This window comes from Azospirillum sp. Sh1 (assembly GCF_008365135.1).
Lineage (GTDB): Bacteria > Pseudomonadota > Alphaproteobacteria > Azospirillales > Azospirillaceae > Azospirillum > Azospirillum oryzae.
The window spans coordinates 134879-160823 of record NZ_VTTK01000005.1 but is presented as its reverse complement, the minus strand read 5'-3'; the positions used below and the strand labels follow the sequence as shown (position 1 = coordinate 160823).

At 69.5% G+C, this 25945-nt stretch carries 25 protein-coding genes; 9 read left to right on the top strand and 16 right to left on the bottom strand.

Features of this window, described 5'->3' with window-relative positions:
* Positions 1-2 precede the first annotated feature (2 nt).
* From FZ029_RS07925 to FZ029_RS07905, 5 genes are all read left to right on the top strand, one after another.
* Entirely contained in the window at positions 3-629 is a 627-nt protein-coding gene (locus tag FZ029_RS07925) for a DNA-3-methyladenine glycosylase I (RefSeq protein WP_149268763.1), read from the top strand.
* Between the two features lie 130 nt (positions 630-759).
* A complete protein-coding gene (locus FZ029_RS07920) occupies positions 760-1812 on the top strand; it encodes a M23 family metallopeptidase (RefSeq protein WP_149268762.1) in 1053 nt (350 codons plus the stop codon).
* Positions 1813-2001: 189 nt separating this feature from the next.
* Complete coding sequence (locus FZ029_RS07915) at positions 2002-4719, top strand: right-handed parallel beta-helix repeat-containing protein (protein WP_149268761.1); 2718 nt, start codon at positions 2002-2004, stop codon at positions 4717-4719.
* Positions 4720-4788: 69 nt separating this feature from the next.
* Positions 4789-5970 (top strand): lysylphosphatidylglycerol synthase transmembrane domain-containing protein, encoded by a 1182-nt coding sequence (locus FZ029_RS07910; RefSeq protein WP_247892197.1) that lies wholly within the window; start codon positions 4789-4791, stop codon positions 5968-5970.
* Between the two features lie 38 nt (positions 5971-6008).
* Entirely contained in the window at positions 6009-7532 is a 1524-nt protein-coding gene (locus FZ029_RS07905) for a glycosyltransferase (RefSeq protein ID WP_247892196.1), read from the top strand.
* Between the two features lie 212 nt (positions 7533-7744).
* Here FZ029_RS07905 and FZ029_RS07900 read toward each other — a convergent pair whose 3' ends face one another.
* The 9 genes from FZ029_RS07900 to FZ029_RS07860 all read right to left on the bottom strand — a co-directional run bounded on the left by FZ029_RS07900 (position 7745) and on the right by FZ029_RS07860 (position 14535).
* Positions 7745-8881, bottom strand: a complete 1137-nt coding sequence (locus FZ029_RS07900; protein WP_149268759.1) for a hypothetical protein — start codon at positions 8879-8881, stop codon at positions 7745-7747.
* Between the two features lie 32 nt (positions 8882-8913).
* The gene (locus FZ029_RS07895) at positions 8914-9855 is read right to left on the bottom strand and encodes a LysM domain-containing protein (protein ID WP_149268758.1); all 942 of its coding nucleotides are present in this window, start codon (positions 9853-9855) and stop codon (positions 8914-8916) included.
* Positions 9852-10214 (bottom strand): hypothetical protein, encoded by a 363-nt coding sequence (locus FZ029_RS07890; RefSeq protein ID WP_149268757.1) that lies wholly within the window; start codon positions 10212-10214, stop codon positions 9852-9854. The genes FZ029_RS07895 and FZ029_RS07890 overlap by 4 nt, the downstream gene beginning before the upstream one ends.
* 4 nt (positions 10215-10218) lie before the next feature.
* A complete protein-coding gene (locus tag FZ029_RS07885; protein WP_149268756.1) occupies positions 10219-10620 on the bottom strand; it encodes a hypothetical protein in 402 nt (133 codons plus the stop codon).
* 139 nt (positions 10621-10759) lie between these two features.
* Positions 10760-10978 carry a hypothetical protein gene (locus FZ029_RS07880; RefSeq protein ID WP_149268755.1) on the bottom strand — a complete coding sequence of 73 codons (219 nt, stop codon included), beginning with the start codon at positions 10976-10978 and terminating at the stop codon, positions 10760-10762.
* Positions 10979-11025: 47 nt separating this feature from the next.
* Positions 11026-11247 carry a hypothetical protein gene (locus tag FZ029_RS07875; protein WP_149200398.1) on the bottom strand — a complete coding sequence of 74 codons (222 nt, stop codon included), beginning with the start codon at positions 11245-11247 and terminating at the stop codon, positions 11026-11028.
* Between the two features lie 272 nt (positions 11248-11519).
* Positions 11520-13463, bottom strand: coding sequence for an alkaline phosphatase PhoX (locus FZ029_RS07870; protein ID WP_149268754.1), 1944 nt, complete (start codon positions 13461-13463; stop codon positions 11520-11522).
* 173 nt (positions 13464-13636) lie between these two features.
* Positions 13637-13915, bottom strand: a complete 279-nt coding sequence (locus FZ029_RS07865) for a hypothetical protein (RefSeq protein ID WP_149268753.1) — start codon at positions 13913-13915, stop codon at positions 13637-13639.
* Between the two features lie 11 nt (positions 13916-13926).
* A complete protein-coding gene (locus FZ029_RS07860) occupies positions 13927-14535 on the bottom strand; it encodes an NUDIX hydrolase (RefSeq protein WP_149268752.1) in 609 nt (202 codons plus the stop codon).
* 374 nt (positions 14536-14909) lie between these two features.
* Here FZ029_RS07860 and FZ029_RS07855 point away from each other — a divergent pair, with 374 nt between their 5' ends.
* A complete protein-coding gene (locus FZ029_RS07855) occupies positions 14910-17288 on the top strand; it encodes a glycosyltransferase (RefSeq protein WP_149268751.1) in 2379 nt (792 codons plus the stop codon).
* Positions 17289-17314: 26 nt separating this feature from the next.
* A complete protein-coding gene (locus FZ029_RS07850) occupies positions 17315-18277 on the top strand; it encodes a glycosyltransferase family A protein (RefSeq protein ID WP_149268750.1) in 963 nt (320 codons plus the stop codon).
* Between the two features lie 30 nt (positions 18278-18307).
* Here the strand turns inward: FZ029_RS07850 and FZ029_RS07845 are convergent, their stop codons facing one another.
* Positions 18308-19297 (bottom strand): hypothetical protein, encoded by a 990-nt coding sequence (locus FZ029_RS07845; RefSeq protein WP_149268749.1) that lies wholly within the window; start codon positions 19295-19297, stop codon positions 18308-18310.
* A gap of 175 nt (positions 19298-19472) precedes the next feature.
* On the opposite strand from FZ029_RS07845, the gene FZ029_RS07840 reads away from it, so the two are divergent.
* Together FZ029_RS07840 and FZ029_RS07835 are read left to right on the top strand one after the other, a co-directional pair.
* The gene (locus FZ029_RS07840) at positions 19473-20615 is read left to right on the top strand and encodes a sialidase family protein (protein WP_247892195.1); all 1143 of its coding nucleotides are present in this window, start codon (positions 19473-19475) and stop codon (positions 20613-20615) included.
* 84 nt (positions 20616-20699) lie between these two features.
* Positions 20700-21821 carry an SRPBCC family protein gene (locus FZ029_RS07835; RefSeq protein ID WP_149268747.1) on the top strand — a complete coding sequence of 374 codons (1122 nt, stop codon included), beginning with the start codon at positions 20700-20702 and terminating at the stop codon, positions 21819-21821.
* Between the two features lie 7 nt (positions 21822-21828).
* Here FZ029_RS07835 and FZ029_RS07830 read toward each other — a convergent pair whose 3' ends face one another.
* The 6 genes from FZ029_RS07830 to FZ029_RS07805 all read right to left on the bottom strand — a co-directional run bounded on the left by FZ029_RS07830 (position 21829) and on the right by FZ029_RS07805 (position 25776).
* Entirely contained in the window at positions 21829-22302 is a 474-nt protein-coding gene (locus tag FZ029_RS07830) for an RES family NAD+ phosphorylase (protein WP_149268746.1), read from the bottom strand.
* Positions 22299-22748, bottom strand: coding sequence for an antitoxin Xre/MbcA/ParS toxin-binding domain-containing protein (locus FZ029_RS07825; protein WP_149268745.1), 450 nt, complete (start codon positions 22746-22748; stop codon positions 22299-22301). Before FZ029_RS07825 ends, FZ029_RS07830 begins: the two co-directional genes overlap by 4 nt.
* Before the next feature lie 67 nt (positions 22749-22815).
* Positions 22816-23379: a GNAT family protein gene (locus FZ029_RS07820; RefSeq protein ID WP_149268744.1), complete on the bottom strand. Its 564-nt coding sequence runs from the start codon at positions 23377-23379 to the stop codon at positions 22816-22818.
* Complete coding sequence (locus tag FZ029_RS07815) at positions 23376-24365, bottom strand: RHO alpha subunit C-terminal catalytic domain-containing protein (RefSeq protein ID WP_149268743.1); 990 nt, start codon at positions 24363-24365, stop codon at positions 23376-23378. The genes FZ029_RS07820 and FZ029_RS07815 overlap by 4 nt, the downstream gene beginning before the upstream one ends.
* On the bottom strand, positions 24362-25003 hold the full coding sequence (locus tag FZ029_RS07810) for a Rieske 2Fe-2S domain-containing protein (RefSeq protein ID WP_149268742.1): 642 nt from the start codon (positions 25001-25003) through the stop codon (positions 24362-24364). Before FZ029_RS07810 ends, FZ029_RS07815 begins: the two co-directional genes overlap by 4 nt.
* 8 nt (positions 25004-25011) lie before the next feature.
* Positions 25012-25776, bottom strand: a complete 765-nt coding sequence (locus FZ029_RS07805) for an SDR family NAD(P)-dependent oxidoreductase (RefSeq protein ID WP_188051864.1) — start codon at positions 25774-25776, stop codon at positions 25012-25014.
* Between the last annotated feature and the right edge of the window lie 169 nt (positions 25777-25945).

Genomic DNA, 25945 nt, shown 5'->3' with positions numbered 1-25945 from the left:
CGATGAGCGCGACGATCCCCGGGCCGGATGGAAGACCGCGTTGCCGCTGGTGTGCGGCGGCGCCCGAATTCTTCGCCTATCACGATTCGGAATGGGGGTTTCCGGTCGGCGATGACCGCCGCCTGTTCGAGAAGCTGTGCCTGGAAGGCTTTCAGTCGGGCTTGAGTTGGCGCACCATCCTTGCCAAGCGGGAGAATTTCCGCGCCGCGTTCGAAGGGTTCGATTTCGAGCGGGTCGCCGCCTTCACCCAGGCCGACGTCGAACGTCTGATGACGAACGACGGCATCGTCCGTCACCGCGGCAAGATCGAGGCGGTCGTCAACAACGCCCGGCGCGCGCGGGAACTTGTGGAGCGGGAAGGATCGCTGGCGGCCTATGTCTGGCGTTTCGAGCCGTCGCCTGATGAATGTGCGCCGCCGCAGACCGCCTCCACCTCCCGGGCGTCAATCGCCATGTCGAAGGATCTGAAAAAGCGTGGCTGGTCCTTCGTCGGCCCGACGACGGTCTATTCCTTCATGCAGGCGATGGGGCTGATCAACGATCACGTCGAAGGCTGTGCGATGCATGGCGAGGTGGAGCGGGCAAGAGCTGAATTCCTGCGGCCGGGCCAGGAGGCCGGCGAGGTCTGACTCTCCCCACTTATGCGCCGTCGCATAAGTGGGGCATGTGGAATGAGGTGGGGCTGGCCCCCTCCGCTTGGCGCCCCACCTGTAGAGGGACGGTCGGGCAAGACGGAGCAGTGCTGTGCGTGGGGTTTGGATGAGGGTGCCGGTCCATTATCGCTGGGGGTTCGCCGCCCTGGTGTTCCTGCCGTCCGCCGGAGCCGCCCAATCTCCCGCCGCCCCTCCCCGCGGGGCGCCGGTGCTGGAGTTGCCGGTGCGCTGCCGGATCGGGGCGGACTGCTTCGTCCAGAACTATGTCGATGCCGATCCGGGGCCGGGGATGCAGGACTTCGCCTGCGGGCGGCTGACCTATGACGGGCATGGCGGGACCGATTTTCGGCTGACCGACCTGGAGGCGATGCGGCGCGGGGTGGCGGTGGTGGCCGCAGCACCCGGCACGGTCGCCCGCGTGCGCGACGGCATGGAGGATGTCAGCATCCGGCAGAACGGCGGCGCGCCGGCCGGTTACGATGCCGGCAACGCGGTGGTGGTCGATCACGGCAATGGCTGGGAAACCCAGTACAGCCACCTGAAACGCGGCAGCATCGCGGTCAGGCCGGGCGACCGGGTGGAGGCGGGCACGCCGCTGGCCGAGGTCGGGCTGTCCGGCAACACCGAATTCCCCCATGTCGATTTCGGCATCCGCCACGATGGCCATACCCTCGACCCCTATACCGGCAAGGAGGCGGGAACCGGCGAGGCGCCGTCCTGCGCCGTCGATCCGAGCGAGGCGCCCATGCCGTCCGGCACGCTGTGGAGCGACGCGGCGCGCCGGACACTCGCCTACCGGCCGAGCGCCCTGCTCGGCGCCGGGCTGGCGCCCGAGGCGCCGAAGGCGGAAGTGGCGCGGGACGGCGGCTATGGGGGCAAGCCCCTGCCGGCGGACGCGCCGACTCTGGGGGTGTGGGCGGAGCTGATGGGCGGGCGGAAGGGCGACCGGGTGACGCTGGAGGTGACCGGCCCCGACGGCCGCCGCCTGTCCCGCAACGAGGGCGCGGTGCCGCGTCCGCTGGCCGTGCTGTTCTTCGGCACCGAGGTGAAGAAGCCCGTTCCCGGTTCCTGGCCCCCCGGCCCCTACCGGGTGACGGTGACGCTGCGCCATGGCGACGAGACGGTGTTCCGGGAGGAACGGCGGGTCGAACTGCGCTGATCGGGTTGAGCGGAGGGTATCCAAGACAACGCGGGGGATTGGGCAAGTGACAACTGCCACGGCCTTGGCATTTGTCACGAAATGAACACGGACGCGCGTCACGAAAGTATACATCCGAAAGGATGAAACTACCTCTTTATTAAGTATTCCTGCCGTGTGATTGCCCGGTATCGGCAAGGCAATCCGGCAATGACAGACACGCAGCAGGCTTTCTTCGTCGCGACCAACGGCAATGATTCCTGGTCGGGGCGTTTGGCGGCACCCAATGCCGACGGCACCGATGGTCCCTTCGCCACGCTGGAACGCGCGCAGAGCGCGATGCGGGCGACCGGCATCCGCGACACCTATGTGCGCGGCGGCACCTATGCCATGGCGCGCACGGTCACGCTGACCGGGGCCGACAACGGCGTGCGCATCATGGCCTATCCGGGCGAGACGCCGGTCTTCAGCGGCGGCGAGCGGGTCGGCGGCTTCACCGCCATCGGCGGCGGGCTCTATGCCGCGCCGACGTCCACGACGGGGCTGGACCTCTTCATCGGCGGGGTCCGGCAGAAGGTGGCGCAGACCGGCGACTGGAACGCCGGCGACGCCAAATCCGGCTGGTCGGTGCTGGAGGCGGCGGCCGGCGGCGCCAGCAAGACCAGCCTGCGCGTCGGGGCCGGCGACGGGGCGATGGCGGCGGTGCTGGCCGCCGGGGTCCAGCCCGGCATGATGGTCCAGACCTTCGACACCGAACGGCTGTCCGACAACATCGTCGGCGTCGCCTCCGCCGATGCCGGCAGCCGGACCGTCAACTTTACCCAGAGCGTGAAATACGCCCTGCGCAGCGGCGGCACCTATCGCCTGCTGAATGACGACGCCTTCATCCGCGACGCCGGCGAGTTCGCCTGGCAGGCCGAGACCGGCCGGCTGGTGGTGAAGCCGCAGGACCCCGGCACCTTGCTGAGCCAGGGTGCGGTGGTGCCGCGGCTGGGCACGCTTTTGTCGCTGAACGGGGCGAGCCGCGTCACCCTGCAGGGGTTGACCTTCGCCGACACGACCTGGGACGGATCGGCCCTGACGCTGACCAACGCATCGGGCAACAGCATTGCCGGCAACCGCTTCGTCGATGCCGGCACGGCGATGACGCTGACCGGATCGTCCGGCAACGTGATCGAGGCCAACCGGCTGGAGCATCTGGGGGCCGGCGGCATCAAGGTCGCCTACGGCAGCAACGGCAACCGGATCAGCGCCAACAGCATCGACGGCATCGGCGAGGTGCTGAAGGACGTCGCCGGCATCCAGCTCTACGGCACCAGCGGCACGCTGGTCTCCGGCAACGACATCCGCAACAGCCCGCGCTACGGCATCTCGATCAAGAACTGGGACGGCGCCACCGTCAACACCGACACGGTGGTGGAATACAACCGCATCTACAACACGATGACCGAAACCGCCGACGGCGGCGCCATCGAGATGCTGGGCCGCTCCAACGTCGACACCCGCACGACCATCCGCGGCAACGACATCCGCAACGTCGGCGGGCTGGCGACCGACGGGTCGGGCTGGCTCGACCGCTACAAGAGCTTCGGCATCTATCTGGACGACATGGCCAACGGCGTCGCCGTCCGGGACAACTTCATCCAGAACACCGGCTGGGCCAGCGTCTTCATCCATGGCGGCGATTCCAACAGCGTCACCAACAACTTCGCCACCCTGTCCAACCCGCGCGAACGCTTCATCCGGCTGGAATGGGTGCCGAGCGCCGGGAACATCGGGCTGCTCGCGAACAACAGCGTCACCGGCAACGTCATCTCCTCCGCCACGGGCGTGGATTACTGGGAGTTCTGGACCCCCGGTTCCTACACCGTCACCAACAACCTGCTGCAGGGCGTGCGCGGGCTGACCGGCGGCGACACGGTGTCGTCGGGGCTGTTCGCCAACCCGGCGGCCGGCGATTTCCGGCTCGGCAGCGGGGCCGCGGCAGGATTGGGAATCCATGACCTGGACTGGGCGCGGATGGGGTCCGCCCCGCTGACGGTGCCGGGAATCCCCAGCCCCGGCGCGGGTGGAGGCGGATCGGGAAGCGGGACCACCCCGGCGACCGGCACGTCTGCGGCCTCGTCCGGGCAGGCCTTTTCGCCGCTGGCCTACATCGCCTCCTACAGCGACCTGTCGGCGGCCTTCGGCGCCAATGCCGCCGCCGGCGCGGCGCATTACGCCGCCATGGGCCGGGCCGAGGGGCGGACGGTGACCTTCGACCCGCTGGCCTACGTCGCCTCCTACGGCGATCTCGCCAACGCCTTCGGCACCAACGGCGATGCCGGTGCGGCGCATTACATCACCATGGGCCGGGCGGAGGGCCGGGCGGTGAGCTTCGATCCGCTGGCCTACGTCGCCTCCTACGGCGACCTCGCCGCCGCCTTCGGCACCGACCGGACGAGCGCCGAGATTCATTACATCACCATGGGCCGGGCGGAAGGGCGGAGGGTGAGCTTCGACCCGCTGGCCTATCTCGCCTCCTACGGCGATCTCGCCGCCGCCTTCGGCACCGACCGGACGAGCGCCGAGATCCACTACATCACCAACGGCCGGGCGGAGGGGCGGACGGTCACCTTCAATCCCACGGCCTATCTGGCCGCCAACAGCGACCTTGCCGCCGCCTTCGGCACCGACACCACCCGGGCCGAGTTGCATTACCTGACCCACGGCCGGACCGAAGGGCGGACGACCGGCTTCAACGCGTCGGCCTATCTGGCGGCGAACGCCGACGTGGCGGCGGCGACCGGCGGCGACCTGACGGCGGCGATGCGGCACTACATCGTCTTCGGCAGGCAGGAGGGCCGGGCGCTGAGCCCCGCCGGCTCCGCACCCCGTGCGGCGATGCTTCCCGACAGCGGCATGCTGGCCGCCGCCGGGATGGGGTGAGGCGCCGGCTCTCCCCCCCTGCCCTCTTCCGCCTGCTCTTCTCCCGCCTGATCGGATGACAAGCCAAGCGTGAGCCGTTACAACGGCCCGTTCGGCGCCGCTGTCCCGCGGCACCCGGATTTCCATGCGGGGATGATGGCCCAGGCTCTTCTCGACACCCCCTTCGTCCAATCGGCGAAGCCCGGTTCCGTCTCCGGCCCCGGTCCGGACAAGGCCGGTCCGGGGAAGCCGTCCGGACGGCGGTGGCCGCTGCTGGTCAAGCTGGCGGTGACGGTCGTGGTGCTGGGCGCGCTCGCCGCCGGGGCCGACTGGGCCGGCATCGCCGCGCGCCTGTCGGCCGCCGATCCGTGGCTGTTCGCCGCCGGCTTCGCCGTGAAGGCGCTGACCCTGCCCTTCGCCTCGCAGCGGTGGCGGGCGGTGGGGCGGGCCGCCGGCTTCTCCCTGACCCGCTGGACCGCCTTCCGCCTGCAGATGGCCAGCGGATTCGTCGGCCAGATCCTGCCGGGATCGGTCGGGGCCGACCTGCTGCGCGGCTGGTTCACCTGGCGGCTCGGCCATCCGGCCGGACCGGTGATGCTGGCCCTGCTGGTCGACCGGCTGATGGCGCTGCTGGGGGTGGTGCTGATCGGGCTGGTCGGGCTGCCGCATCTGGCGGCGGTGGCGCCGCCCGCCGTCGCCGGCACCGTGCTGGCCGGGGCGCTGGTCCTGGCCGTCGCCATGGGCCTGCTGCTGCTGGCCGGGCGCATCCCGCGCGACCGGCTGCCGATTCCGAAGCGGCTGCGCGACGGCGCCCTGGGGCGGACCGTCTGGGGGGCGGTGGCGCAGTTGCGCGCCATGGCCGGCAACCCGGCCGCCTGGGCGGCGCTGGGCCACAGCATCGGCGTCCACCTCGCCACCATCACCGCCACCATCCTGTTCGCCCGCTCGGTCGGCCTGCCGCTCGGCTGGCTGGACGGGCTGGCCATCGTGCCGGCCGCCATCGTCGCCGCAGCATTGCCCGTCTCGCTCGGCGGCTGGGGCGTGCGCGAAGGGGCGATGGTCGCCGGTTTCGCGCTGCTCGGCTTCGATGCCGACGCCGCCCTTCTGGTCTCGCTGCTGATCGGGCTGTCGATCGCCGTCCTGTCGCTGCCCGGCGGCCTGTTCTGGCTGTTGCTGCGCAGCGAGACCGCCGCCCGGACGGCTGTCCCGACGTCTGCTGTCCCGACGTCTCATGGCGGACCCGACGCCTTTCCCACGGATTTCTCCCGATGACCGACCAGCCGACTTCGACGCTTTCCCGGAGCGCTTCCATGGATGCCGCCACGCCGGACACCGCCGCCGTGACCACTGCCGCCGCGACCACCGCAGCCGCCGGGACGCGCGGTCTCTCCCCGCGCCAGCAGCGCATCCGTTCGCTGTTCGACGCCATGGCCCCCCTGCGCGACCGCTGGGCCGAGCGCAACCGCGCCTTCCATGACGCCGACCGCGCCTATCTGCGCTTCCTGATTCCGGAAGGGGCGACGGTGCTGGAGATCGGCTGCGGCGTCGGCGACACGCTGGCGGATCTCAAGCCGTCGCGCGGCGTCGGCATCGACCTCAGCCCGGCGACCATCGACGTGGCGAAGGCGCGCCATCCGCAGCTGGAACTGATCGCCGCCGACGCCGAGGATCCGGCGACCATCGACGCCATAGCGGCCATCGAGGGGCCGTTCAGCCACATCCTGCTGTCGGGCACCATCGGCTTCCTCGACGACATCGAGGAGACGCTGCGCCTGCTGCGCCGGGTGGCGACGCCCAAGACCCGCATCATCGTCAGCTATCACTCCCGCGCCTGGGAACCGATCCTGTGGGCGGCGGAGAATCTCGGGATGCGCATGCCGCAGGGCCAGCAGAACTGGCTGTCGACCAGCGACATCGTCAACCTGCTGGATCTGGCCGGATGGGAGCCGGTGCGCCGCGAATGGCGCCAGCTGATCCCGAAGCGGCTGTTCGGGCTGGGCACGCTGGTCAACCGCTACGTCGCGCCCCTGCCGGGCATCCGCCGGCTGTGCGTGCGCAACTATGTCGTCGCCCGGCCGCAGCCCACCGTCGAGGCGGTGACGGTAGACGGCAAGCCGGCCTCGGTCACCGTCCTGATCCCCTGCCGCAACGAGCGCGGCAACATCGAGAACGCCATCCGCCGCCTGCCCCGCTTCGCCCCCGACATCGAGGTGATCTATGTCGAGGGCAACAGCCAGGACAACACCTTCGATGAATGCCTGCGCGTCCGCGACGCCTATCCCGACTGGGACATCAAGGTGATGAAGCAGCCCGGCAAGGGCAAGGGCGACGCGGTGCGCGCCGGATTCGCCGTGGCGCGCGGCGACATCCTGATCATCCTCGACGCCGACCTGACGGTGCCGCCGGAGACGATGGGGAAATTCTATCAGGCCATGGTGTCGGGGCGCGGCGAGTTCGTGAACGGCACCCGGCTGGTCTACCCGATGGCGCCGGAGGCGATGCGCTTCCTGAACTTCCTGGCCAACCGGGCCTTTGCGCGCATCTTCTCCTTCCTGCTGAACCAGCGCTTCACCGACACGCTGTGCGGCACCAAGGTGCTGTGGCGCCAGGATTACGAGACCATCGTCGCCAACCGCCATTACTTCGGCGATTTCGACCCCTTCGGCGATTTCGACCTGATCTTCGGCGCCGCCAAGCAGAACCTGAAGATCGTCGAGGTGCCGGTGCGCTACGCCGACCGCAGCTATGGCGAGACCCAGATCTCCCGCTTCACCCACGGCTGGCTGCTGGCCCGCATGGTGGTGTTCGCCTGGAAGAAGCTGAAGGCGTTCTGAGATTTCAGAATTTGCGAGTTTATAGGGACGTTGCCGAGAGAAGTTCGGAGTTCGGATATTGGCGTGTCGGAACCCGCGAGATCCGTCTCTCGGCCGTCATTCCCGCGAAGGCGGGAATCCAGATAATTCAATCACTTATGTGCGGAGTTTCCTGGATCCCCGCCTTCGCGGGGATGACTGCGGAAAAGTAGCGCCTGAGAACTGGCGGTCTCTCAGCGCACCGTCGACAGGGCGATCTCGAAGGCGCGCCGGTTGATCGCCCAGGCCTCGAAGGCGGTGTCCTCGTCGGGGGAGAGCAGGATCAGGCAGACCGGCAGCGCTTGCCCGGTCCCATTCCCATCTCGGCCCCCAGCTTCGGCGAGCGCGATGCGGGCCGACAGCACGGTCATCGGGGTGCTCCCCTGCGGGCCGCTTCGCCGGGCTTTGCGGCGGTGGAGGAGGAGGCTGCGTTCCGCTGTCCGTTCCTTGGCGAGGAGGTCGGCTTCGGCCGACAGGGCGAAGCCCTGGTTGGCCAGCTTGGCCAGCGTGGTCCGCTCGATCTCCGCGGCGGCGGCGAGGGCGGCTTCGGCGGTTGCCTCCGCGGCGCCGAGCACCGCGATCAGGCTGCCGCGGCCGGTGGAGCCGTCCGGTCCGACATGGTCCAGCACCAGCGAGGCGCCGTCCGGCGGGGCGTCGCCGCCCGGCGTCTCCCGCCACAGGCCGGAAGCGAGGAAGCGGACGGCGTGCGTCCCCTTCAGCTCCGTCCACTCGAACCCCTCGGCGAAGGTCTGGCCGGTCGGCTCGGCCAGCCGGAAGCGCATGGCGGCGAGCAGGACGATCTCCTGCATGACCCGGTGGTCGGTGGTTCCGCCTTGGGCCATTCCGCCCTGGATCATGCGCCCGTCGATCAGGAACAGCAGGTCGCCGTCCTTCACCGTCAGCAGCCGGTGCAGGCGCAAGGCCCCGTTGTGACGGCCGGCGGCGAGCGCGTCGCCCATCATGCCGGTCGGCGAGGGAGCCTGGCGGAAATCCAGCTCGCGGTAGCCCTGCGAGCGCATCCAGGCGCGCAGCCAGTCCGCCCCGTGCATCTCGCGCGGCAGGAAGGCGGCCCAGACCGCCAGCTCCACCCCCTCCGCCGCTCCCGTCGCGCCGGGCTCGCCCGGATGGAAGCGGGCCAGCGGGACGATGGGTGCCTGCGGACCGGGGGCGGCGGAGGCCGTCCGTTCGACCGCCCAGCCCCGCGGCAGGGCGATGGAGAATCCGGTCCCCGCCGGCAGCCCGTCGCGGACCAGGACGTCCAGATAGGTGGCTTCGATCACCGGGCGCGGCGACACAGGCGCCGTCAGCAGGGTCGGCAGTCTGGGGTCCATGGTCTACTCTCCCGTCACGAGGCGCGCCGGGCTCATGGCCCGGCGCTCCGTTCCCGGCCGGTGTAGCGGGGGCCGATGCTGAGGTCCACATCGGCCTTCAACCCCAGCAAGGCCGCGGCCTCTCCTCCCGCCCCCATATGGTAGCGGCCGGTTTCCAGATCCTTGAAGGCGTAGGCGGCGGCCCCCGCCCCGACCGAGCCGGCGGACGCGCCGCCCTTGCCGCGCAGGCTGAGAGTGTAGTCGGTGAAGGGAATCGGGATGTTGATCTCGCCCTTCAGGTCGCCCGACGCCGCCGCCGCGCCGGCCTTGGCGCCCAGCGCGATGCCGGCCCGCCGCCCGTCGGAGCCGATCAGCCCGTCGGCCTTGGCCTCGGCCTGCATCAGTGAATATTCGCCGCCGGCCTCGGCCCAGGGGTTGTTCTGGTCGGTGCCGGCGAACAGCGTGGCCTCTTCCGAGACCATCACCGCCTTGGCCGAGGCGGTGCCGCCGGCGCCATGGACGATGCCGCCGGCGGCCTTCGCCTCGGCGGTCAGTACCTCCATCTTGTGGGAGCCGCCGACATAGGGATTCCCGAGATGGCCGGCATGCTCCATCTTCACCATGCCGGCGCCGACCTCGCCCTTGGCCTGCCCCAGCAGGCCCTGGCGCTTCGCCTCGCCGTCGGCCATGGCGTAGAGGACGCTGACATTGTCGTCGCCGCCCGCCCGCTTCAGGAAGGCCGGCTTCTTCGGGCAGGGGGCGACCGGCGCGCCGGGCGGTGCCGGGGCCGCCGTCTGCGCCGCCGCCTGCCCGGCGCGCGCCGCGGCGGGGGCCGCCGGCGGTGCCGGGGGCGGCGCCACGACCAGCCGCTGGCCCGATGCGATCATGTTGGGGTTGGAGATGCCGTTCAGCCGCTGCAGCTCGGCCACGGTGGTGCCGTTGCGCCGGGCGATGGCGGACAGCGTCTCGCCACGCTGGACGGTATGCACGGTCATCGCGCTTCCCTTGGCGAGCGGGGTGCCGTCAGCGCGGCGGTGATCCGGTCGAGCCGCGCGTCGGCGTCGCCCGGTCCTTCCAGCAGGGCGCCGATCCAGGCGAACTCCTCCCGCCGGGCATGGTCCAGGGGGAAGGCTGCCAGGATGTGGACGTAGCGCGTGATCTGCCGCTCGGTCTCCATGCCGTGAGCGGGAGCGGCGGCGAGCGCCGCGTCGATCCGGGCGGCGACCTCGCCGGCCGGAACGTCGGGTGCCTCCCGGGCCATCATCGCCGTCACCGCGGCGCGCAGGCGGGCGTGGAAAGCGGTGGCGCGCGCGGTGTGGAGCTGGTCCTGCTGCCGGTCGGAAATGCGCAGCATGGGCTCAGCGCTCGCCCGGCCAGAGCTGGCCGGTCCAGACCAGCACCGCCGCGACGATGCCGGCGATGGCGAACAGCGCCATCAGCACGAAGCCGGCGGTCTGCGCCTGATCCAGCGCGCGGTCGCGCAGGATGGTGTCGGCGATGGCGCCCTTGGCCTCGATCCGGGTGAAGAGGGTGCGCAGGCGGCCTATGAAGCCGGTGACCAGCGCCGGGGTCGCGAGGCTGAGCATGCCGCCGCCCAGTCCGACGAACAGCGTCTTGTAGACCCGTCCGGCAAGGTCGCGGTTGCCGCCGAACAACGGCAGGGTGCGCTCTCCCAGAACGGAAAGGCCGATCAGGGTCAGGAGGACGACGAACGCCGCGAGAAGCAGGCGTCCTTCTGTGGAGGACGGAAGCGGTTCCATAACCCTTTGGCCGGTCGGAGTGAGAACGGGCAAGCGGGAGCTTCACAAAAGCAATCGCGCCTGTCCACTCCGTTCACCGTCCATACCATTCACCACCACAGCGTGCCGGCGATGCCTAATCCGCCGTCAGGCCCCAGCCTCAGGCGGCGACGATGGCCGGCATGGCGAGGGCCTGGTAGCTGTCGCGCTGTTCGGTGAGGCTCAGCAGCAGGTCGTTCAGGCTGTCGCGGGCGAAGGTGTCGGTGGTCGACGCCATCCGGCGGCGGACGACGGCGATGAATTCCTCCAGCACCTCCAGATGCAGGGTGGCGGAGGCGAGGACGTCCTTGGCGATGGGGGCGGCGATCGGGGCGGTCATGATGGCGGTCTTTCGGAAGAAAGGGGGCGGCAGAGGAGGCGGGCGGATCAGGCGGCGAGCGCGTTGACGGTCGGGGCGGCGGCCAGCACGGTGCGGTAGGTCTCGCGCTGTTCGGTCAGGCCCGCCAGCAGGTCGGCCAGGCTGTCGCGGGTGAAATCGCTGGTGGCGCCGTTCAGCTTCGACTGGGTGATGGCGATGAATTCGTCAACCACATCCAGGTGCAGGGAGGCAGAGACGAAGATGTTAACGGCGCAATCGGTCTTGGACATGGCGGCGATCCCTGTATTCGTGGTGGAGGCTTCTGCCCGTTCTGATGAACTTATTTAGCCATCCGGCCAGTTAACGAGGTGTTAAGATCACCGATTGGTCCTAGGTCGATTGGTGATTACCACTTCCAAGAAAAACGCCGCTATGCGATTTGGCGGTAGTATTACTTCTTTTGATCAAGCATGAAAAAACGCGGCCGGTTGCCCGGCCGCGTTCTTCTCTATCCGCCCAGCCCCCGTCGGGCCCCATCGGGGACCCTGTCGGGCTGACGTCCTCAAACCGCCTGCGGCAGCCCGTGGATGTAGCCGACGCCGCCGCTGCGGCGGTTGCGGTAGGCGTCGTCGATCAGCGAGGCGAGGCTGTCCTTCACCTTGTCGTGCAGCCCCTTCTCCCAGTCGCCGGGGTGCTGGAAGTTGCTCATGACGTAGGAGAAGCCGTTGACGTCGTCGACCGCCTGCAGGCCGGTCGATTCCGCACCGGCCGGGCAGGACAGGATGCGGGCCAGCGTCTTGGTCTCGACGTTGTAGGCCCAGAGGAAGTTGTTGACGTGGTTGCCGCTGTCCTCGCCGATGAACAGGGTGCGCAGCTTCTCGGAGAATTTCAGGTTGTCGGGGTTGGCGATCAGGTCGGCGTCGGCGGTGTTGCCCAGCGCGTCCGGCGTGGCCAGGTCGCGGCCGACCAGGGCGGGGACGGCGCTGAAATGCACCGGCACCCAGTCGCTGGCGATGGCGGATCCTGCCATGTCGGTCTGGCCGCCCTTCATCGGCAGCTGATAGACCGCACCGGCGTTGATCTTGTCGACCTTGATGCCGCTCTTGCCGTCGCTCATCGTCTTGTAGATGTAGGACACGGCCATGTAGGCGGTCTTGTCCTTGGCGTTGACGGTGACGCCTTCCAGCTTGGTCAGGGCCAGGGTGGCGCCGACGGTGGGGGCGTAGCGGTGGGTCTCCAGGAAGGCGGCGGCCTTCTCCATGCCCGGCTTGAACTTGACCCACTGGGTCTTGCCGTTGAAGGGGATGGCGGTGAAGGACGGGTCCTTCGGATCCTCCTTCTTCACCTCGACGATGTCGGCGGCCTTCAGGCTGTCGGCCAGCTTCTCGATCTCGGCGCTGGTGGCGTGGCCCAGCTTGACCCACTTCAGGGCGAAGGCGCCGCCCTTGTCGATGTCCTTGCCGGCCTCCTGCTCCATCTTCGCGGCATAGAGGGTGCCGGCGGACAGGTCCTTGGGCTGATCGGCGATGAACATGAACAGGCCGCCGTTGGTGGCGTCGTCACCCATCAGCACGGTGCGGTCGTCCGGCATCACCTGCACCAGCTCGTGCGAGATGCGGCCCAGGCAATAGTGCTTCCTGATGGTGCCGGTGCCGTCGGCGTTCACCGTCACTTCCGGCAGGTGGCCGTAGTGGTAGGGGTTGGCCTTGGTCTCGTCGCCGAACAGGTTCTTGCTGTAGGCGCGGAACTGGTCGTCGAGGGCTGCCGCGTCCGGCTCGTACTCCTCGCTCGACAGGTGGGTGTTCCAGGGCGACAGGCTGGCGCCGCAGGTGATCCACAGGCCGTGCGCCGGGCTGGTGTCGACGTTGTGGTACTGCACCAGCTTCAGCGCGCCGGTTTCCTTGTTCTGGTCCAGCGTCAGGACGGCGATCGGCGACGGCAGCTTGCCGTACATCGAGGCGTCCTTCGAATCGCGGGTGGCGTATTCGAACTGGACGACGGCGAACAGGGTGTTGCCGGTGACGCCGGCCACCTTGGCGCCGGGGATCGGGGCCAGCAGGTTGCAGCCGTCCGGGCAGTCGGAGAAGAACGGCGCCGGGGTCGCCATCGACTGATCGAGGATCGGCTTGCCGTTGATGTCGGTATAGCCGCCGGCCAGGATCGTGCCGCCCTTGCCGTCCGGTACCATGTCGCCGGTGATGAACAGCGGCTGGTAGCCGAGAGCGAAGCTCTGCTTGGAGCCGTCGGCCCAGGTCACGACCATGCTGGACTCGACCGTGGTCTTCGCCTGCGCGGCGGCGGTGGTGGGAGCGGCCATGCCGACGAACTCGACGGCCACCGGCGCGCCCTTGGCGGATGCTGCCTCGGCGCTCGAGGCGAACAGCAGTTCCCCGGCGCCGATGCCGGCGACCGGCAGCAGCGGCAGGCCGGCAAGGGCGCGGAGCACCGAACGGCGCGACGTTTCAGGCAGCTGAACTTCAGGCAGCTGGACGGGCAAGTTGGTCATGGCTGGTGTCTCCCGAACCCTCATCAGGGCAAGCGGCTGGCATGAGCGGCACCGTCGGGCCATTGGAGCCCGTTGGGCGCCGCCTTGATCTTGGCGAGCGTCGGGAAGCTACAGCGGGGATGTTACAGTTTGACGGTCGGTTCCCTGTTCGATGGCGGGGGAACCGCCGCCGGTCAGCGCGCGCTGAGCATGCAGGTGCGGTCGGAGGGCATGGGCAGGACCACCGGCTTGCCGTCGGTCCCGGTACCGCGCACCTCACGTCCGCCGGGCTTTCCACCGGATGCCGGCAGATCGACGATTTCCGGGTCGGTCACCTGCCCGGCGACGGTCCATTGCCGGGTCTGCGGGTCCTGGCAGCGCAGCTCGTACCGGCCCTTCATCGGCTCGGCGGCGGCCGGGAGGGCGGCCAGTGTCAGGAAGGCCATCAGGGCCATTGGGGCGAAGCGGGTCATCGGCCTTTTCCTCAACCGGCTGTGTCTGGGGAGTGGGGGCGGGACAGCACCCGTGCGATGTCGGCCTGCCAGACCATGCTGACCAGCGCGATCTGGGTCAACAGATGCATCTCGCCGCGGCCGATGGCCTCCAGCAGTTCCGCCCTTGTCAGCTGCAGGATCTCGGTGTCCTCCAGATCGTCGGCGATCGGGTCGGCGACCCGGCGGCAGCCGGTGGCGTGGAACATGTGCGACCAGGCCCCGCCCTGGTTGGCGTTGACGATGTAGGCGCCGAGGTCGGTCCAGTTCTCCGCCGCCATCCCGGTCTCCTCCATCAGCTCGCGTTTCGCCGCGGCCAGCGGTTCCTCGCCGGGCGACAGATGGCCGCCGGGAAAGACCAGACCGACCTTGCGCGGGCCGTGGCGGTACTGGCGGTAGGTGACGATCCGCCCGTCCGCCGTCTCGGCGAAGATGCAGGCGAAGGAGGGCTGGTCGAACTGGTAGTAGTCGTCGATCCGCCGTCCGTCCGGCAGTTCCACCGTCTCCACCCGCACCTTCAGGAAGGGATCGGCGTCGAGCAGCTCGCGGCTGCCCAGCACGGTCCAGGGGCGATGCAGGCGGTAGGGGCGGTGTCCGGGCATGGCGGGGCTGTTCTCTGAGGGCTGCGGCAGGGGGCGGAAGACATCCCGGTGACGGCCTACCAGCCGCCGCATGCCCCCGTCCAGTCATCCACAAGGGGGGGAAGACCGCCTTCCCAATGTGAGGGGTGCGTCGGGCGCACAACGCCTGGGGGATAAAGCGCGGAAATATTTGGTTGAAATGCCGTGACGGCGAGTGGGTGTATTGTACTGTGAGCTGTGCGGCCTTATCGCCAAAATACTTATCAAATAAGTATTTCCACATTTGCGTGTGTCAAATGAAACGGAGTGTGACAGATTTTTCCCAAGCATCCATTTCTATTGAGCTGGCTTGGCAATAATGCTTATCGGTTCAAGCACAATTGCGGCCAAAGTCCATGCGTACCGACACCTGTTCCCCGATCCCGCGCCTGATCCACCAGACCTGGAAGACACGCGACGTTCCGCCGGAATTCCAGGCGCTGCAGCGCAGCTGGATCGACCGCAATCCCGGCTTCGAGTACCGGTTCTGGACCGACGAGGACATCGGGCGCTTCATCGCGGAGGAGCATCCGGCGCTGCTGCCGGTCTTCCACGGCTATGCCGATCCCATCGCGCGGATCGATCTGGCGCGCTACCTGATCCTGCGCCGTTTCGGCGGGGTCTATGCCGACCTCGATTTCGAATGCCTGCGCCCGATCGACGGGCTGCTGGAGGGCCGGAGCTTCGTCGTCGGGCTGGAACCGGAGGAGCATGGCAGGCTGGCGAAGGCGGTGGAGCGCGGGCTGCCCCGCATCCTGTGCCCGTCCTTCCTGGCGTCGGTGCCCGGCCATCCCTTCTGGGACCATCTGCTGGACCGGCTGGTCGAGGCGCGGTCCAGCGCCGACGTGCTGGACGCCACCGGCCCCTTCCTGCTGACCCGCGCCCATGCCGCATATGAAGGGGCCCGGCATGGGGATGGCGCCGCCGCGGTGACGGTGCTGCCGCCGGAACTGCTCTATCCCGTCACCAAGGAGGATTGCTGGAGCGGCCGCCTGTTCGATCCCGTGTTCTGGGAGCGGGCGACGCGCCGGGCCTATGGCGTCCATTACTGGGAGGGCACCTGGTTCCGCGATGCCGCCGGGCGCGGCGCCGGCCCCGAGGCCACATTGCCGCGGCAGATCGCGGCGGTGGTGACCGACGGGCGGCCGGAGGGTGCCCGCTCCCCGCTGGCAACGGCGGAAGGGGCGAAGGCGGAGGGGCTGCCGCTGATCTCCTGCCTGATGGTCACCAGAGGGCGGAGGGCGCTGCTGGAGTTCGCCATCGACGGCTTCGCTCGCCAGACCTATCCAAACCGCGAACTGGTCATCGTCTGCGACAGCCCGGCACTGCCGCAGGACGACCCGCTGGAGCGCGCCGTTCGTGCCGCCGGCTGCCGGAACGTTCGTCTGATCCGGGTGAATGCGGCCGGCCGGGACGGCGGCCTGACGCTGGGCGAGCTGCGCAACATCGCCGTCGACCATGCGGCCGGCCGTTATGTCTGCCAGTGGGACGACGACGACCTCTACGATCCCTGCCGGCTGCAGATGCAGCAGCGGGTTCTGGCCGCGGCCGGCGCCCAGGCCTGCCTGCTCGGCCGCTGGATGATCTGGTGGCCGGCCGAGGATCGGCTGGCGGTGTCCTGCGAACGGGACTGGGAAGGCTCGCTTCTGTGCGAGAAGGCGGTGATGCCCCGCTATCCGGCACTTCGCCGCGGCGAGGACACGCCGGTGGTCGAGCAACTGCGCCGCAGCGCCCGCGTCGTGCGGATGGACCTGCCGCGGCTCTACACCTATGTCGTCCATGGCGGGAACACCTTCACCGCCGCGCATTTCGAAGAACACTGGAAGGCGACCGCCGCCCGATTCAGCGGCGACCGCTGCCGGGCCATGCTGGAGGAGATGGGCAAGCGCCTGCCGGTGGAGGCCTATCGGCGTGAAGTCATGCCTGTCCCGGCGATGGTTGCGGCGCGGCGGGAAACGACGCTGCATGAAACGACGCGGCGGGAAAAGGTGCTGGTGCTGACCCCGGTGAAGGATGCCGTCGCCCATCTGCCGCGCTATCTGGAGTTGCTCGGCCGGCTCGACCATGATCCGTCCCGCCTGTCGCTGGGCTTTCTGGAGGGGGACAGCGGCGACGGCACGCATGGCTGGCTGGCCGACCGGCTGCCGGAGCTGCGGCAACGCTACCGCCGGGTGGCTCTGCTGCGTCACGATTACGGGTTCCGGCCCGAGGGGCCGCGCTGGGCGCCGGACGTCCAGCGGCGGCGGCGGGAACTGCTGGCGCGCTCGCGCAACCGGCTGCTGTCCGGTGCCTTGGGGGACGAGGACTGGGTGCTGTGGCTCGACGCCGATCTGGTCGACTATCCGCCGGACCTGCTGGCCCGGCTGCTTGCCACCGGGCGCGACATCGTCGTTCCCCACTGCGTCCTGCCCGACGGACGGACCTTCGACCTCAACAGCTTCCGGCTGTCGGGAGAGGAAGACCCGCGCCATCTGGCCGACGGCATTTTCCAGCCGCCGCGCGGCGTCGGTCGGCTCTATCTGGACGCTTTCGCCGGCAAGGGCATCGTGCCGCTGGACGGGGTTGGCGGCACGGCGCTGCTGGTGCGCGCGGACCTTCACCGCGAGGGGCTGTGTTTTCCTCCCTACAGCCATCGCGGCTACATCGAGACGGAGGGGCTGGCGGCGATGGCCAAGGATATGGGCGTGGCCTCCTGGGGCCTGCCGGATCTGCGCATCGTCCATGCCAATCACTGACAGCGACCACCGACGGGCGAACCACCATGCCGACCATCCAATGCACCAGTTCCGGAAGCCCGGAGGTCGCCGCCAGCATCGTCATCTGCACCCATCGGCGTCCGGAACTGCTTGACGCCTGCCTGGAAAGCCTGGCCGGGCAGCGGGTGGGCGACGCCCCTCCAGGCGCTGCCTGTCGCATGGTCCATGAAATCCTCGTGATCGACAATTCCGCCCTGGCGGAAGGGCGCCCGGTCGTCGAGCGCCGGCAGGCCGCCTTTGCCCTGCAAGGCGTTCCGCTGCGCTACATCCTGGAGGAGCGTCCGGGCGTCAGCTTCGCCCGCAACCGCGGCGTGGCCGAGGCGGCGGGAGCGCTGATCGCCTTCATCGACGACGACGAGCGGGCCTGCGACGGGTGGCTGGAGCGGTTGCTGGAGCCCTTCCACCGGTTGGGCGACGCCGTCGACATCGTCGCGGGCGAGGTCGAACCGGATTTCGGAGACATGCCCAGGCCGGGCTGGCTGGCCGACGACATGCTGCATTTCTTCTCATGCCGCTGGGGCTGGGACAGCGAATCCCGCTTCCTGCGTGAGACCGAATGGTTCGGCGAAGGGAACTGCGCCTTCCGCAAGCGGCTGATGGCCGGCCGTGCCTTTCCGACCGACCTGGGTCGCAGGGGGGACGGCCTTCTGGCGAACGAGGGCGTCATCTTCGTGGAGATGCGCCGTGCGGGAGCCGCCACCTACTATGTGCCGGCCGCCACGGTGTCCCATTTCATCCACCCCGACCGGCTGAACCGCCGCTGGCTGATGCGGCGGATGTTCTATCAGGGGGTCTCCAACCGCCTGATGCAACGGCGGAACGGGCAGGCGGAACAGGGCTGCAACTTCAACGTCAATCTGGCCGATCTGGCCGCCATCGACATCGACAGCCTTGAGGGCGAGAGCCTGTGGGCGATGATCCGGCTCTATTACGAGATCGGCTATGCCTCGGCTCTCGCCATGGGGTGAAGCCGCCCGACTGCCGGAGCCATCCCTCCCTTACGGCGCCACGTAGATCTGGTTTACGAAAGGATCCAGCCCGTCCGGCACATCGGCGCAGCGGCGGTCGAGCGTCGGCACGGTCGGTCCGTGGGGCGTACGGTTGACGTTGTACTGGGCCGTCAGCAGCAGGCGCCGGCCGCGCCGCGGCAGGGCGCCCTTGTGGACGCCGTAGGTGTCGCCCAGGAAGCGGCTGCCGGCCGGACCGGTCATCGTCACCGTGCCGGCGGTGCCGAAGGCGGCCTCCACCTGCGCGTCGGTCAGGGCGCGGCCGGTGGAGAGCAGGCGGCTGCGGTGGCTGCCCTTGACGTAGATGTGCGGGCCGCCGTCCTCGTCCACGTCGGTCAGGTAGAAGAAGAGCTTGAAGCCGCGCAGGCTGTCCAGGTCGCGGTGGTGGCGCTGGGTGCCCTTGGCCGCCTCCCGCCCGCCGAAACTCTCCCCGCCCCAGGACCACCAGCAGCCGATGTTGTCGAGGATCGGCTTGCAGCCGAGATACAGCTCCGCCGTCTCCAGCACCTGCGGGTCGTTGAAGAGAGCCAGCACATGGGGCGCGCGCAGGATCTGGTCGACGCCGTGATAGCCCATGTTGGACTCCGGGCTGGGCGGACTGTCGGGCCGGAACCAGCCCAGATGCGGGCGGAAGGGATCCTGGCAAGGGGTGTTTTCGAAATAGCTGCGCAAGCTCGCGGCGATGGCGGGGTCGATCGGCGGCAGCAGCGGGGTGATGCCGTCCGTCTCCAGCGTCCGGCACCAGTCCCGCGCCTCCAGCGACGGGTAGAAGCCCGGCGTGCGCGGCCGCCGGGCCGCGATCAGCGCCGCCAGCCGGTCGCGCAGGACCGGATCGGTGACGATGGGCAGGATGTCGTAGATGGCGTAGCGCGGGTCGGCCTTCGCCTTGCGCCAATAGGCCCCCGGCGAGGCGATGCGCGTGCGCACATTGTCCAGAAAGCTGCCGACAGGGGCGGAGGCGGGGACGAAGGAGGACGCCATGGGATGCGACACCGCGTGGAAGGAGAATCGTCTGCGGGGAAGACTCTCCATAAGGGCGGCGGTCTTTCAAGGCGCATCCGCATCGCCGCACCGCACTGCTGCTGAGGCACGAGGTCGCGGGTTATAAAACTGAAGGCATTTTGAGGACCGAAGGAGGCAGAGGAACCCGATGGCCATGACCGGTGCCGAGCATCGCGTGCTGTACCGCGACCCGCGGTTCTATGCGTCCTTCCCGTCGCTCACCCCGGTGGGAGACGGATCGGTGCTGCTGGCCTTCCGGCGCGCGCGCGACCATCGCTGGCTGCGTGGGGCGGAATATCGGACGGGGGAGACCGGGTTCAACCATGTCGACCATCTCGATTCCCGCTCGCAGACCGTGCTGCTGCGGCTCGGCCCCGATGCGGAGCCGCTGGGCGAGGAGATCCCCCTGCCCCCCGACCCGCAGGCGGCCGACCAGGACGCCAGCCTGCTCAGCTTGCGTGACGGCCGCATCCTGCTGACCGGCTTCCGCTGGTATCCGGTGCCGTCGTCGCAAGGGGAGGCGCTGCGCGCGCTGGGGATCGGGCTGACCGGCAATCCGCAGAAGACCGGTGACCTCTACATCTTCTGGGGCGGATACAGCCGGCACAGCGACGATGGCGGCCGGAGCTGGACCCCGCACCACGACCTGCCCCCCCTGCCCGGCCATCCCGACATCGTGCCCGGCCAGCGGCCCTTCCATGGCGGGGCGGTGCGCGGCCGGGCGGTGGAGGCGCCGGACGGCACCATCCTGCAGACCGGCTACACCCACCACCCCTCCACCGGCACCTATGCGAGCCATCTCTTCGCCTCCACCGACCGGGGGGAGAGCTGGGTCCATCGGGCGATCATCGCCATCGACCCCGAGGCCAAGGCCGGCTTCTGCGAGACGGCGCTGCATCTGGACGCCGATGGCGTGCTGCACGCCTTCCACCGCACCACCGGGCTGGACGACCGTCTGGCGACCTCGCGCTCCACCGATCTCGGCCACAGCTGGGAGCCGTGGCGGCGCCATGCGGTGGTCGGCCATCCCTATGACGCCTGCCCGCTGCCGGACGGCCGGCTGCTGCTGGTCGGCGGCTATCGCCATGCGCCCTACGGCGTGCGCGCCCGCCTCTACGACCCGCGCCACCAGCAGCCGGACGAGGCGCCGGAACTGGTGCTGCGCGACGACGGGCCGGCACCGGACCTGGGATATCCCTGGGCGGCGGTGCTGCCGGACGGGCGCGCCATGGTCGCCTATTACATCTGCGACGCCACGGGGCTGCGCGGCATCGAGGCGACACTGTTCCGGCCGTGAGTGGGGAGGGGCGCCTGCGACCCACCACCTGCGACCCGCTGCCCCCTGGACCGGCCGGCGCGGCGCGGGCTACCCTTCGGCCCCATGGAAAGCGCCCTCCCCTTCGTCGCCGCCAAGGCCGTTCCCGGCATCGATCCCGCCGCCTACCACGACCCGGAGATCTTCCGGGCGGAGGAGGAGCGGGTCTTCCGCCATGCCTGGATCTTTGCCGGCTTCACCGACGAGCTTGCCCGGCCCAACGACTATCTGACCCGGCGGGTCGGCGGGCTGGACGTGCTGGTGCAGAATTTCGACGGGGAATTGCGGGGCTTCCGCAACGTCTGCACCCACCGCTTCGCCATGATCCACCGGGCGCCGCGCGGCAACGGCATGCTGCGCTGCGGCTATCACGGCTGGACCTTCGACCGCGACGGCGTGCCCTACGGCATCCCCGGCAACGAGGCGAATTTCGGCCTCGACCGCGAAGGCCGCTGCGGCCGTGCCCTGACCCCGGTGGCGGTCGGGGTGTGCGGCCGCTTCGTCTTCCTGCGGGTGGCGGCGGAGGGGCCGGACCTCGGCGACTGGCTGGGCGTCTATGCCGACGTGCTGCGCCATGCCTCGGAAATCTTCGTCCGCCCCTTCGACGAGCGGTCGATGGAATGGGCCGCCAACTGGAAGATGGGGGTGGAGAGCGTGCTGGAGGTCTACCACGCCGACCTCACCCACCCCACGACCTTCCGCAAGCTGGTGAAGGGCGACTGGCGCTGCGACTATGACGGCGCCCATTCCCGCGGCGTGACCGGCGTGTCGGACAAGAGCGCCCGCTGGTGGGACGGCGTGTCGGAGCGGCTGGGCTTCCGCCCCAGCCCGATTCTGCGGGACTACGACCACCTGCACATCTTCCCCAACCTGGAGATCGGCTTCACCCGCGGCGCGGTGATGAGCGTCCAGACCTACGACCCGCTCGGCCCCGACCGCTGCGCGCTGAACCTCCGCCTGTTCCTGGCCGATCCGGACGGCGATTCCGGCAAGGGCGGCCCCGCCGCGCGCCGCCTGATCGAGGAGGGTGCGCGCGACCTCAACGTCGCCCTGCTGCGCGAGGACCAGGAGGCGTCGGAACTGGCCTTCCGGGGTTGCAGGCAGACCGGGCGCCCCGCCCTGCTCGGCCAGAACGAGGAGCGCATCCAGCAGTTCCACGCGGTGTGGCGGGGGATGATGGAGGTGTAAGGGGCGATTACGGCTGTCTTGCCGCCGGCGGGACGGTCTTGAACAGCCGCGGGTCGAAGGGAACGTTCTGGACGCCGGCGATCCGCAGTTTTCCCGCATCCGGGTGCAGCGGGTTGAGCAGCACATTGTGGACGTCGGGCATGATGGCGCTCGGCACCCGCAGCAGGGCCGACCGGCCGCTCGCCAGCCACGCATCGCCGATGGCGCGCGTCACCTCCGTCCGCTCCGGCCAGTCGGGGGGAAGCGGCGGCGCATCCAGGGGAACCAGCCCGTCCTCCACCGCGACGGTCAGCAGGCGGTAGCGGTCCGGCAGGGCGGCGGGAGAGGCGATCTCCTGATGGACCAGGATCTCGATCAGGGCGCCCGGCGGCGATTCGGCGAGATAGACGATGGGCCGGCCCCGATTGTGCCAGCGGGCGCCGGCGCGCAGACCCCCGACGCCTTGCAGATCGGCATGATTGCTGATCCGCCAGAGCTTCACGCGAAATAGCCCTCGTCGATCTGGATCAGCGCCTCTTCCACCAGCCGGGCGCCGATGTCGGTGTCGATCAGGGCGATGGCCGCCTCGCCGTCGAAACGGCTGCGGGGGGCATGGAGCCAGGACAGCGCCTTGTCCCGGTTGCCGAACACCGCCTGCGCCAGGGCGACGATGCTGGCGGCGCGGTAGGCGCGCTCGCTCTCTTCCAGCGACAGCGCCTCCCCCTTCTGCCGGCGGTGTTCCAGCGTGCGGCGGGGAATGATCCGGCCCAGGGTGCGGGCGTCGAGCCCGGCCGCCTGCAAGGCTCCGACGGCCTGGGGAGACAGCCGACCCCGCACCATCCGCAGGACGTCGAGATCGTCGGCAGGCGGGTGGTCCAGTCCGAGAAGATCGGCGGCAAGCACCCGCTGGCGGTCGGCCAAGGCCGCTGGCGAAGCGGGATTCTGCATGTCAACCTCCTTTGCGCAAACTGCCACCGTCAATCTGGCATCTTGCGCAAGGGCTATCAAGCTCTCCTCACCGCCATTCCCGCCCGTCCATGTCCTGGTAGATGCGGAACCGCTCGCGCACCGCCAGCCAGTCTTCGGCCAGCATCTCGAAGATGTGCAGGTCGATCTCCTGCCCGTCCTTCACCACCTGGCGCTTCAGAACGCCGACCGGGCGGTAGCCGATCATCGGCTGGCCCTTCAGCAGGCGGGGGCTGTTGGTGCCCAGGATGTGGTTCACCACCTTGCGCAGCCCCATGGTGAAGAAGACGTGGTTCAGCATGTAGGCGAAGTTCAGCGGCGCCGCCCCCATCCGCCCCGCCCGCTCGCCCATCAGCACGCCGATGGTGGCGATCCGCCACTCCGGCTCGGTCACGGTGATGGAGACATGGCCGGCCGGCTCCCCGTCGACGCAGAGGATGCGGTGGACATAGTCGTCCCGTTCCGCACAGCGGCGCAGCCACGCCTTCTGCCGCTCCACGTCGTAGGGGACGACGCTCAGCATCTGGCCGGCGATGTCGGGACGGGTGCGCCAGTCGAGCAGAAGCTGGGCATGGTCCTCCGTCGGCTCGATGAAGGTCAGGGTGCCGCTCATGCGGCCTCTCCCAGTTGCCGCAGCATCGCCTGATGGAAGTCGAGGATGCGGCGTTCGCGCCGGCCGTAGATGCCGGTGACGCCGGGAAGATCGGCGATGCCGGGCCGGCCCTGCTGCACCGCCTCGCAGACCGGGCGGTCCTCGGCGATCACGGTGCCGGCGGACCCGATCAGGTAGGCGGCGGTGGAGCGGTGGAAGGCCTGCTCGCGCGCCGTCTCCAGCCGGGTGGTGGGCAGGAACAGCTGCCACCGCAGGACCGAGGCGTCGGGGGCGACGGGATCGACCCGGTGCGGGATCACCGTCGCGCCGTAGAAGGTCGCCAGATAGAAGTTCGGGAAGATGAAGGTGTGGCGGTAGACGGGCTCATCGGCGAAGCGGCGCATGCGCAGCTTGGCGTCCAGCTTCGCCCACCAGCCGGCGGTGCCGTCGGCCAGCAGCCAGCGGGAGTCGCTGTTGGCGCCGTGGCGTTCGGTGACGAGGTGGCTCTGCCAGTCGGGATGCACCGCGGGGTGGATGGTGTCGGGATGGACGGTGGAGCCGTGGAAATCGTCCATCGTGTTCTCGACCAGCGCCTTCCAGTTGGCCTGGAACGCGATGCCGACGGGGGGCTGCGGGTTCAGGCAGTTGGCCGACATCATCGCCAGCCGCTCGCCGTAGGGCGCCAGATGGTCGGCCAGCGTCGGACCGCCCTCTTGCGCCACGCGGGCGAAGACCAGGGCGCCGCAGCGGTCGATCTGCAGGGACCGCACCCGCTCGCCATCGCGGCAGATGCCCTCCATCATCTCGCCGCGGCGGTGCAACTCGAAGCGCAGCCCGGCCATCTCGGCGGTCAGGACATTCGTGTCGTCGAACACGCCCATGTAGAGCCAGCAGCGGCCGAAGACCTGCTCACGCTCCTGGGCGAAGGCCTCTCCGGTCCAGAAATGGCTGTGGGGCAGGAAAGCGCCGGCCTCGGGGATGACGCTCTGGACGGGATGCGCGCTCATGCCGGCAGCTCCGCATCAGTCGTAATGGGGGTGGTGGCGGGATGGAAGGTGACGGTGCGGGAGAAGCGCCGGTCGGCGCCGGGCGGGGCGGCGCTGTGCAGTAGCAGCGCGCCGTTCGGCGCCAGATGCAGGCGCAGGTTGGCGGCCTCGATCGTCTCCCAATCGTCCTCCGGCTCCACCGCGTCGCCGCGCCGGGGGAAGGCGTCGGACAGGGCGGCCAGCCGGGCGAAGAGGCCGCTTCCCAGTTCCTCCTCCAGCGATGGGCCGTCGCTGGCCACCCGGACGAAGACCAGCCGGCCGCAGCGGGCCAGCGAGGCCGGGTGCAGGGCCAGCCGGCGGCGCCCCTCGGCCTCCAGCTGAAAGTCCGTCGGGTTGAAGGGCAGCCCCACCGGCACGCCGTCGGCGTCGAAGCTCCAGCCGTGATAGGGGCAGCGCAGCGGGCCGCAGCCCGACGGCTCGCCATGGATCACGGCGAAGCGGTGGGTGCAGACGTTGCGGAAGGCGACCACCCGCCCCTTGATGTTCTGCGCCACCAGCGGCACCGCCCCCACCCGCGTGGTGACGAAGGCGTTGGGGCTGGCAAGATCCTCCGCCATGCAGAGGTGGAACCAGCGATTTTCGGGAGAGCCGTTGGTCATGACGGGGCTCAGGCGGTGCGGCCGCCGTCCACCGTGACGATGGACCCGGTCATCCAACGGCTGGTGTCGGCGAGCAGATAGGCGATCATGTGGGCGATGTCGTCGGGATGGCCGAAGCCCAGCGGCTGCAGCGTGCGCAGATGCTCGTACTGTTCGGCGGTCAGCTTCTGCTTGCCGCGCTCGATCAGCTCGGTCTCGACGATCGAGGGAACGACGCAGTTGACGCGGATGCCGTCGCTCAGCAGCTCCACCGCCAGCCCCTTGGCGGCGGCGATGATGCCGCCCTTGCTGGCGGCATAGACGACGTTGCCGGGCGAGGCCGCCGTCGCCGCCGTGGAGGAGATCAGCGCCATCGCCGCCCGGTCTGCGTGGCAGCCCTTCTGCCGCAGCCCGCGGGCGAGCGCCAACGCGCTGCCCAGGTTGGCCCGCATCACCTCGTCGAAGAAGGCGGCGGAGAAGATGCGGATCGGCCGCAGCGTCTGGATGCCGGCGCAATGCGCGATGCCGTCGAAGGGCGCATCGTCGGCGCACAGCCCCTTCACCCAGCCCGGCACGGCTTCGAGGTCCGACAGGTCGAAGGGGGCGATGGCGTGGTCATCTCCCTCCAGCTGGTCGGCGGTCTCGGCCAGCCGTTCCTCGTCGCGGCCGTTCAGCACCAGCCGCGCCCCCAGCCGCGACAGCATCACCGCCGTCGCCCGGCCGATCCCGGCCGACGCACCGGTCACCAGGATGCGGCGGCCGGTCAGGTCCATGGGGTTGTAGGCGGCTGTCATGGCGGTGAGATCCGGATTTGTGGCGTATCGGATGCGGACCATAGCACGATGGCCGCCCGACATCAGCGCGTCCGGGGCTGCGGCCTTTTGGTGCGGCGCACCACCCCCTTTTCCCAATCGGCAGCAACGGGCCGCCAATACGGCTAATTAATAAACACACCATTATAAT

What these genes read in the sequence shown, in the direction of transcription:
- FZ029_RS07925 (WP_149268763.1), top strand. Translation starts at nt 3, where the DNA reads ATGAGCGCGACGATCCCCGGGCCGGATGGAAGACCGCGTTGCCGCTGG.
- FZ029_RS07920 (WP_149268762.1), top strand. Translation starts at nt 760, where the DNA reads ATGAGGGTGCCGGTCCATTATCGCTGGGGGTTCGCCGCCCTGGTGTTC.
- FZ029_RS07915 (WP_149268761.1), top strand. Translation starts at nt 2,002, where the DNA reads ATGACAGACACGCAGCAGGCTTTCTTCGTCGCGACCAACGGCAATGAT.
- FZ029_RS07905 (WP_247892196.1), top strand. Translation starts at nt 6,009, where the DNA reads ATGGATGCCGCCACGCCGGACACCGCCGCCGTGACCACTGCCGCCGCG.
- FZ029_RS07900 (WP_149268759.1), bottom strand. Translation starts at nt 8,881, where the DNA reads ATGGACCCCAGACTGCCGACCCTGCTGACGGCGCCTGTGTCGCCGCGC.
- FZ029_RS07895 (WP_149268758.1), bottom strand. Translation starts at nt 9,855, where the DNA reads ATGACCGTGCATACCGTCCAGCGTGGCGAGACGCTGTCCGCCATCGCC.
- FZ029_RS07890 (WP_149268757.1), bottom strand. Translation starts at nt 10,214, where the DNA reads ATGCTGCGCATTTCCGACCGGCAGCAGGACCAGCTCCACACCGCGCGC.
- FZ029_RS07885 (WP_149268756.1), bottom strand. Translation starts at nt 10,620, where the DNA reads ATGGAACCGCTTCCGTCCTCCACAGAAGGACGCCTGCTTCTCGCGGCG.
- FZ029_RS07880 (WP_149268755.1), bottom strand. Translation starts at nt 10,978, where the DNA reads ATGACCGCCCCGATCGCCGCCCCCATCGCCAAGGACGTCCTCGCCTCC.
- FZ029_RS07875 (WP_149200398.1), bottom strand. Translation starts at nt 11,247, where the DNA reads ATGTCCAAGACCGATTGCGCCGTTAACATCTTCGTCTCTGCCTCCCTG.
- FZ029_RS07870 (WP_149268754.1), bottom strand. Translation starts at nt 13,463, where the DNA reads ATGACCAACTTGCCCGTCCAGCTGCCTGAAGTTCAGCTGCCTGAAACG.
- FZ029_RS07865 (WP_149268753.1), bottom strand. Translation starts at nt 13,915, where the DNA reads ATGACCCGCTTCGCCCCAATGGCCCTGATGGCCTTCCTGACACTGGCC.
- FZ029_RS07860 (WP_149268752.1), bottom strand. Translation starts at nt 14,535, where the DNA reads ATGCCCGGACACCGCCCCTACCGCCTGCATCGCCCCTGGACCGTGCTG.
- FZ029_RS07855 (WP_149268751.1), top strand. Translation starts at nt 14,910, where the DNA reads ATGCGTACCGACACCTGTTCCCCGATCCCGCGCCTGATCCACCAGACC.
- FZ029_RS07850 (WP_149268750.1), top strand. Translation starts at nt 17,315, where the DNA reads ATGCCGACCATCCAATGCACCAGTTCCGGAAGCCCGGAGGTCGCCGCC.
- FZ029_RS07845 (WP_149268749.1), bottom strand. Translation starts at nt 19,297, where the DNA reads ATGGCGTCCTCCTTCGTCCCCGCCTCCGCCCCTGTCGGCAGCTTTCTG.
- FZ029_RS07840 (WP_247892195.1), top strand. Translation starts at nt 19,473, where the DNA reads ATGACCGGTGCCGAGCATCGCGTGCTGTACCGCGACCCGCGGTTCTAT.
- FZ029_RS07835 (WP_149268747.1), top strand. Translation starts at nt 20,700, where the DNA reads ATGGAAAGCGCCCTCCCCTTCGTCGCCGCCAAGGCCGTTCCCGGCATC.
- FZ029_RS07825 (WP_149268745.1), bottom strand. Translation starts at nt 22,748, where the DNA reads ATGCAGAATCCCGCTTCGCCAGCGGCCTTGGCCGACCGCCAGCGGGTG.
- FZ029_RS07820 (WP_149268744.1), bottom strand. Translation starts at nt 23,379, where the DNA reads ATGAGCGGCACCCTGACCTTCATCGAGCCGACGGAGGACCATGCCCAG.
- FZ029_RS07815 (WP_149268743.1), bottom strand. Translation starts at nt 24,365, where the DNA reads ATGAGCGCGCATCCCGTCCAGAGCGTCATCCCCGAGGCCGGCGCTTTC.
- FZ029_RS07810 (WP_149268742.1), bottom strand. Translation starts at nt 25,003, where the DNA reads ATGACCAACGGCTCTCCCGAAAATCGCTGGTTCCACCTCTGCATGGCG.
- FZ029_RS07805 (WP_188051864.1), bottom strand. Translation starts at nt 25,776, where the DNA reads ATGACAGCCGCCTACAACCCCATGGACCTGACCGGCCGCCGCATCCTG.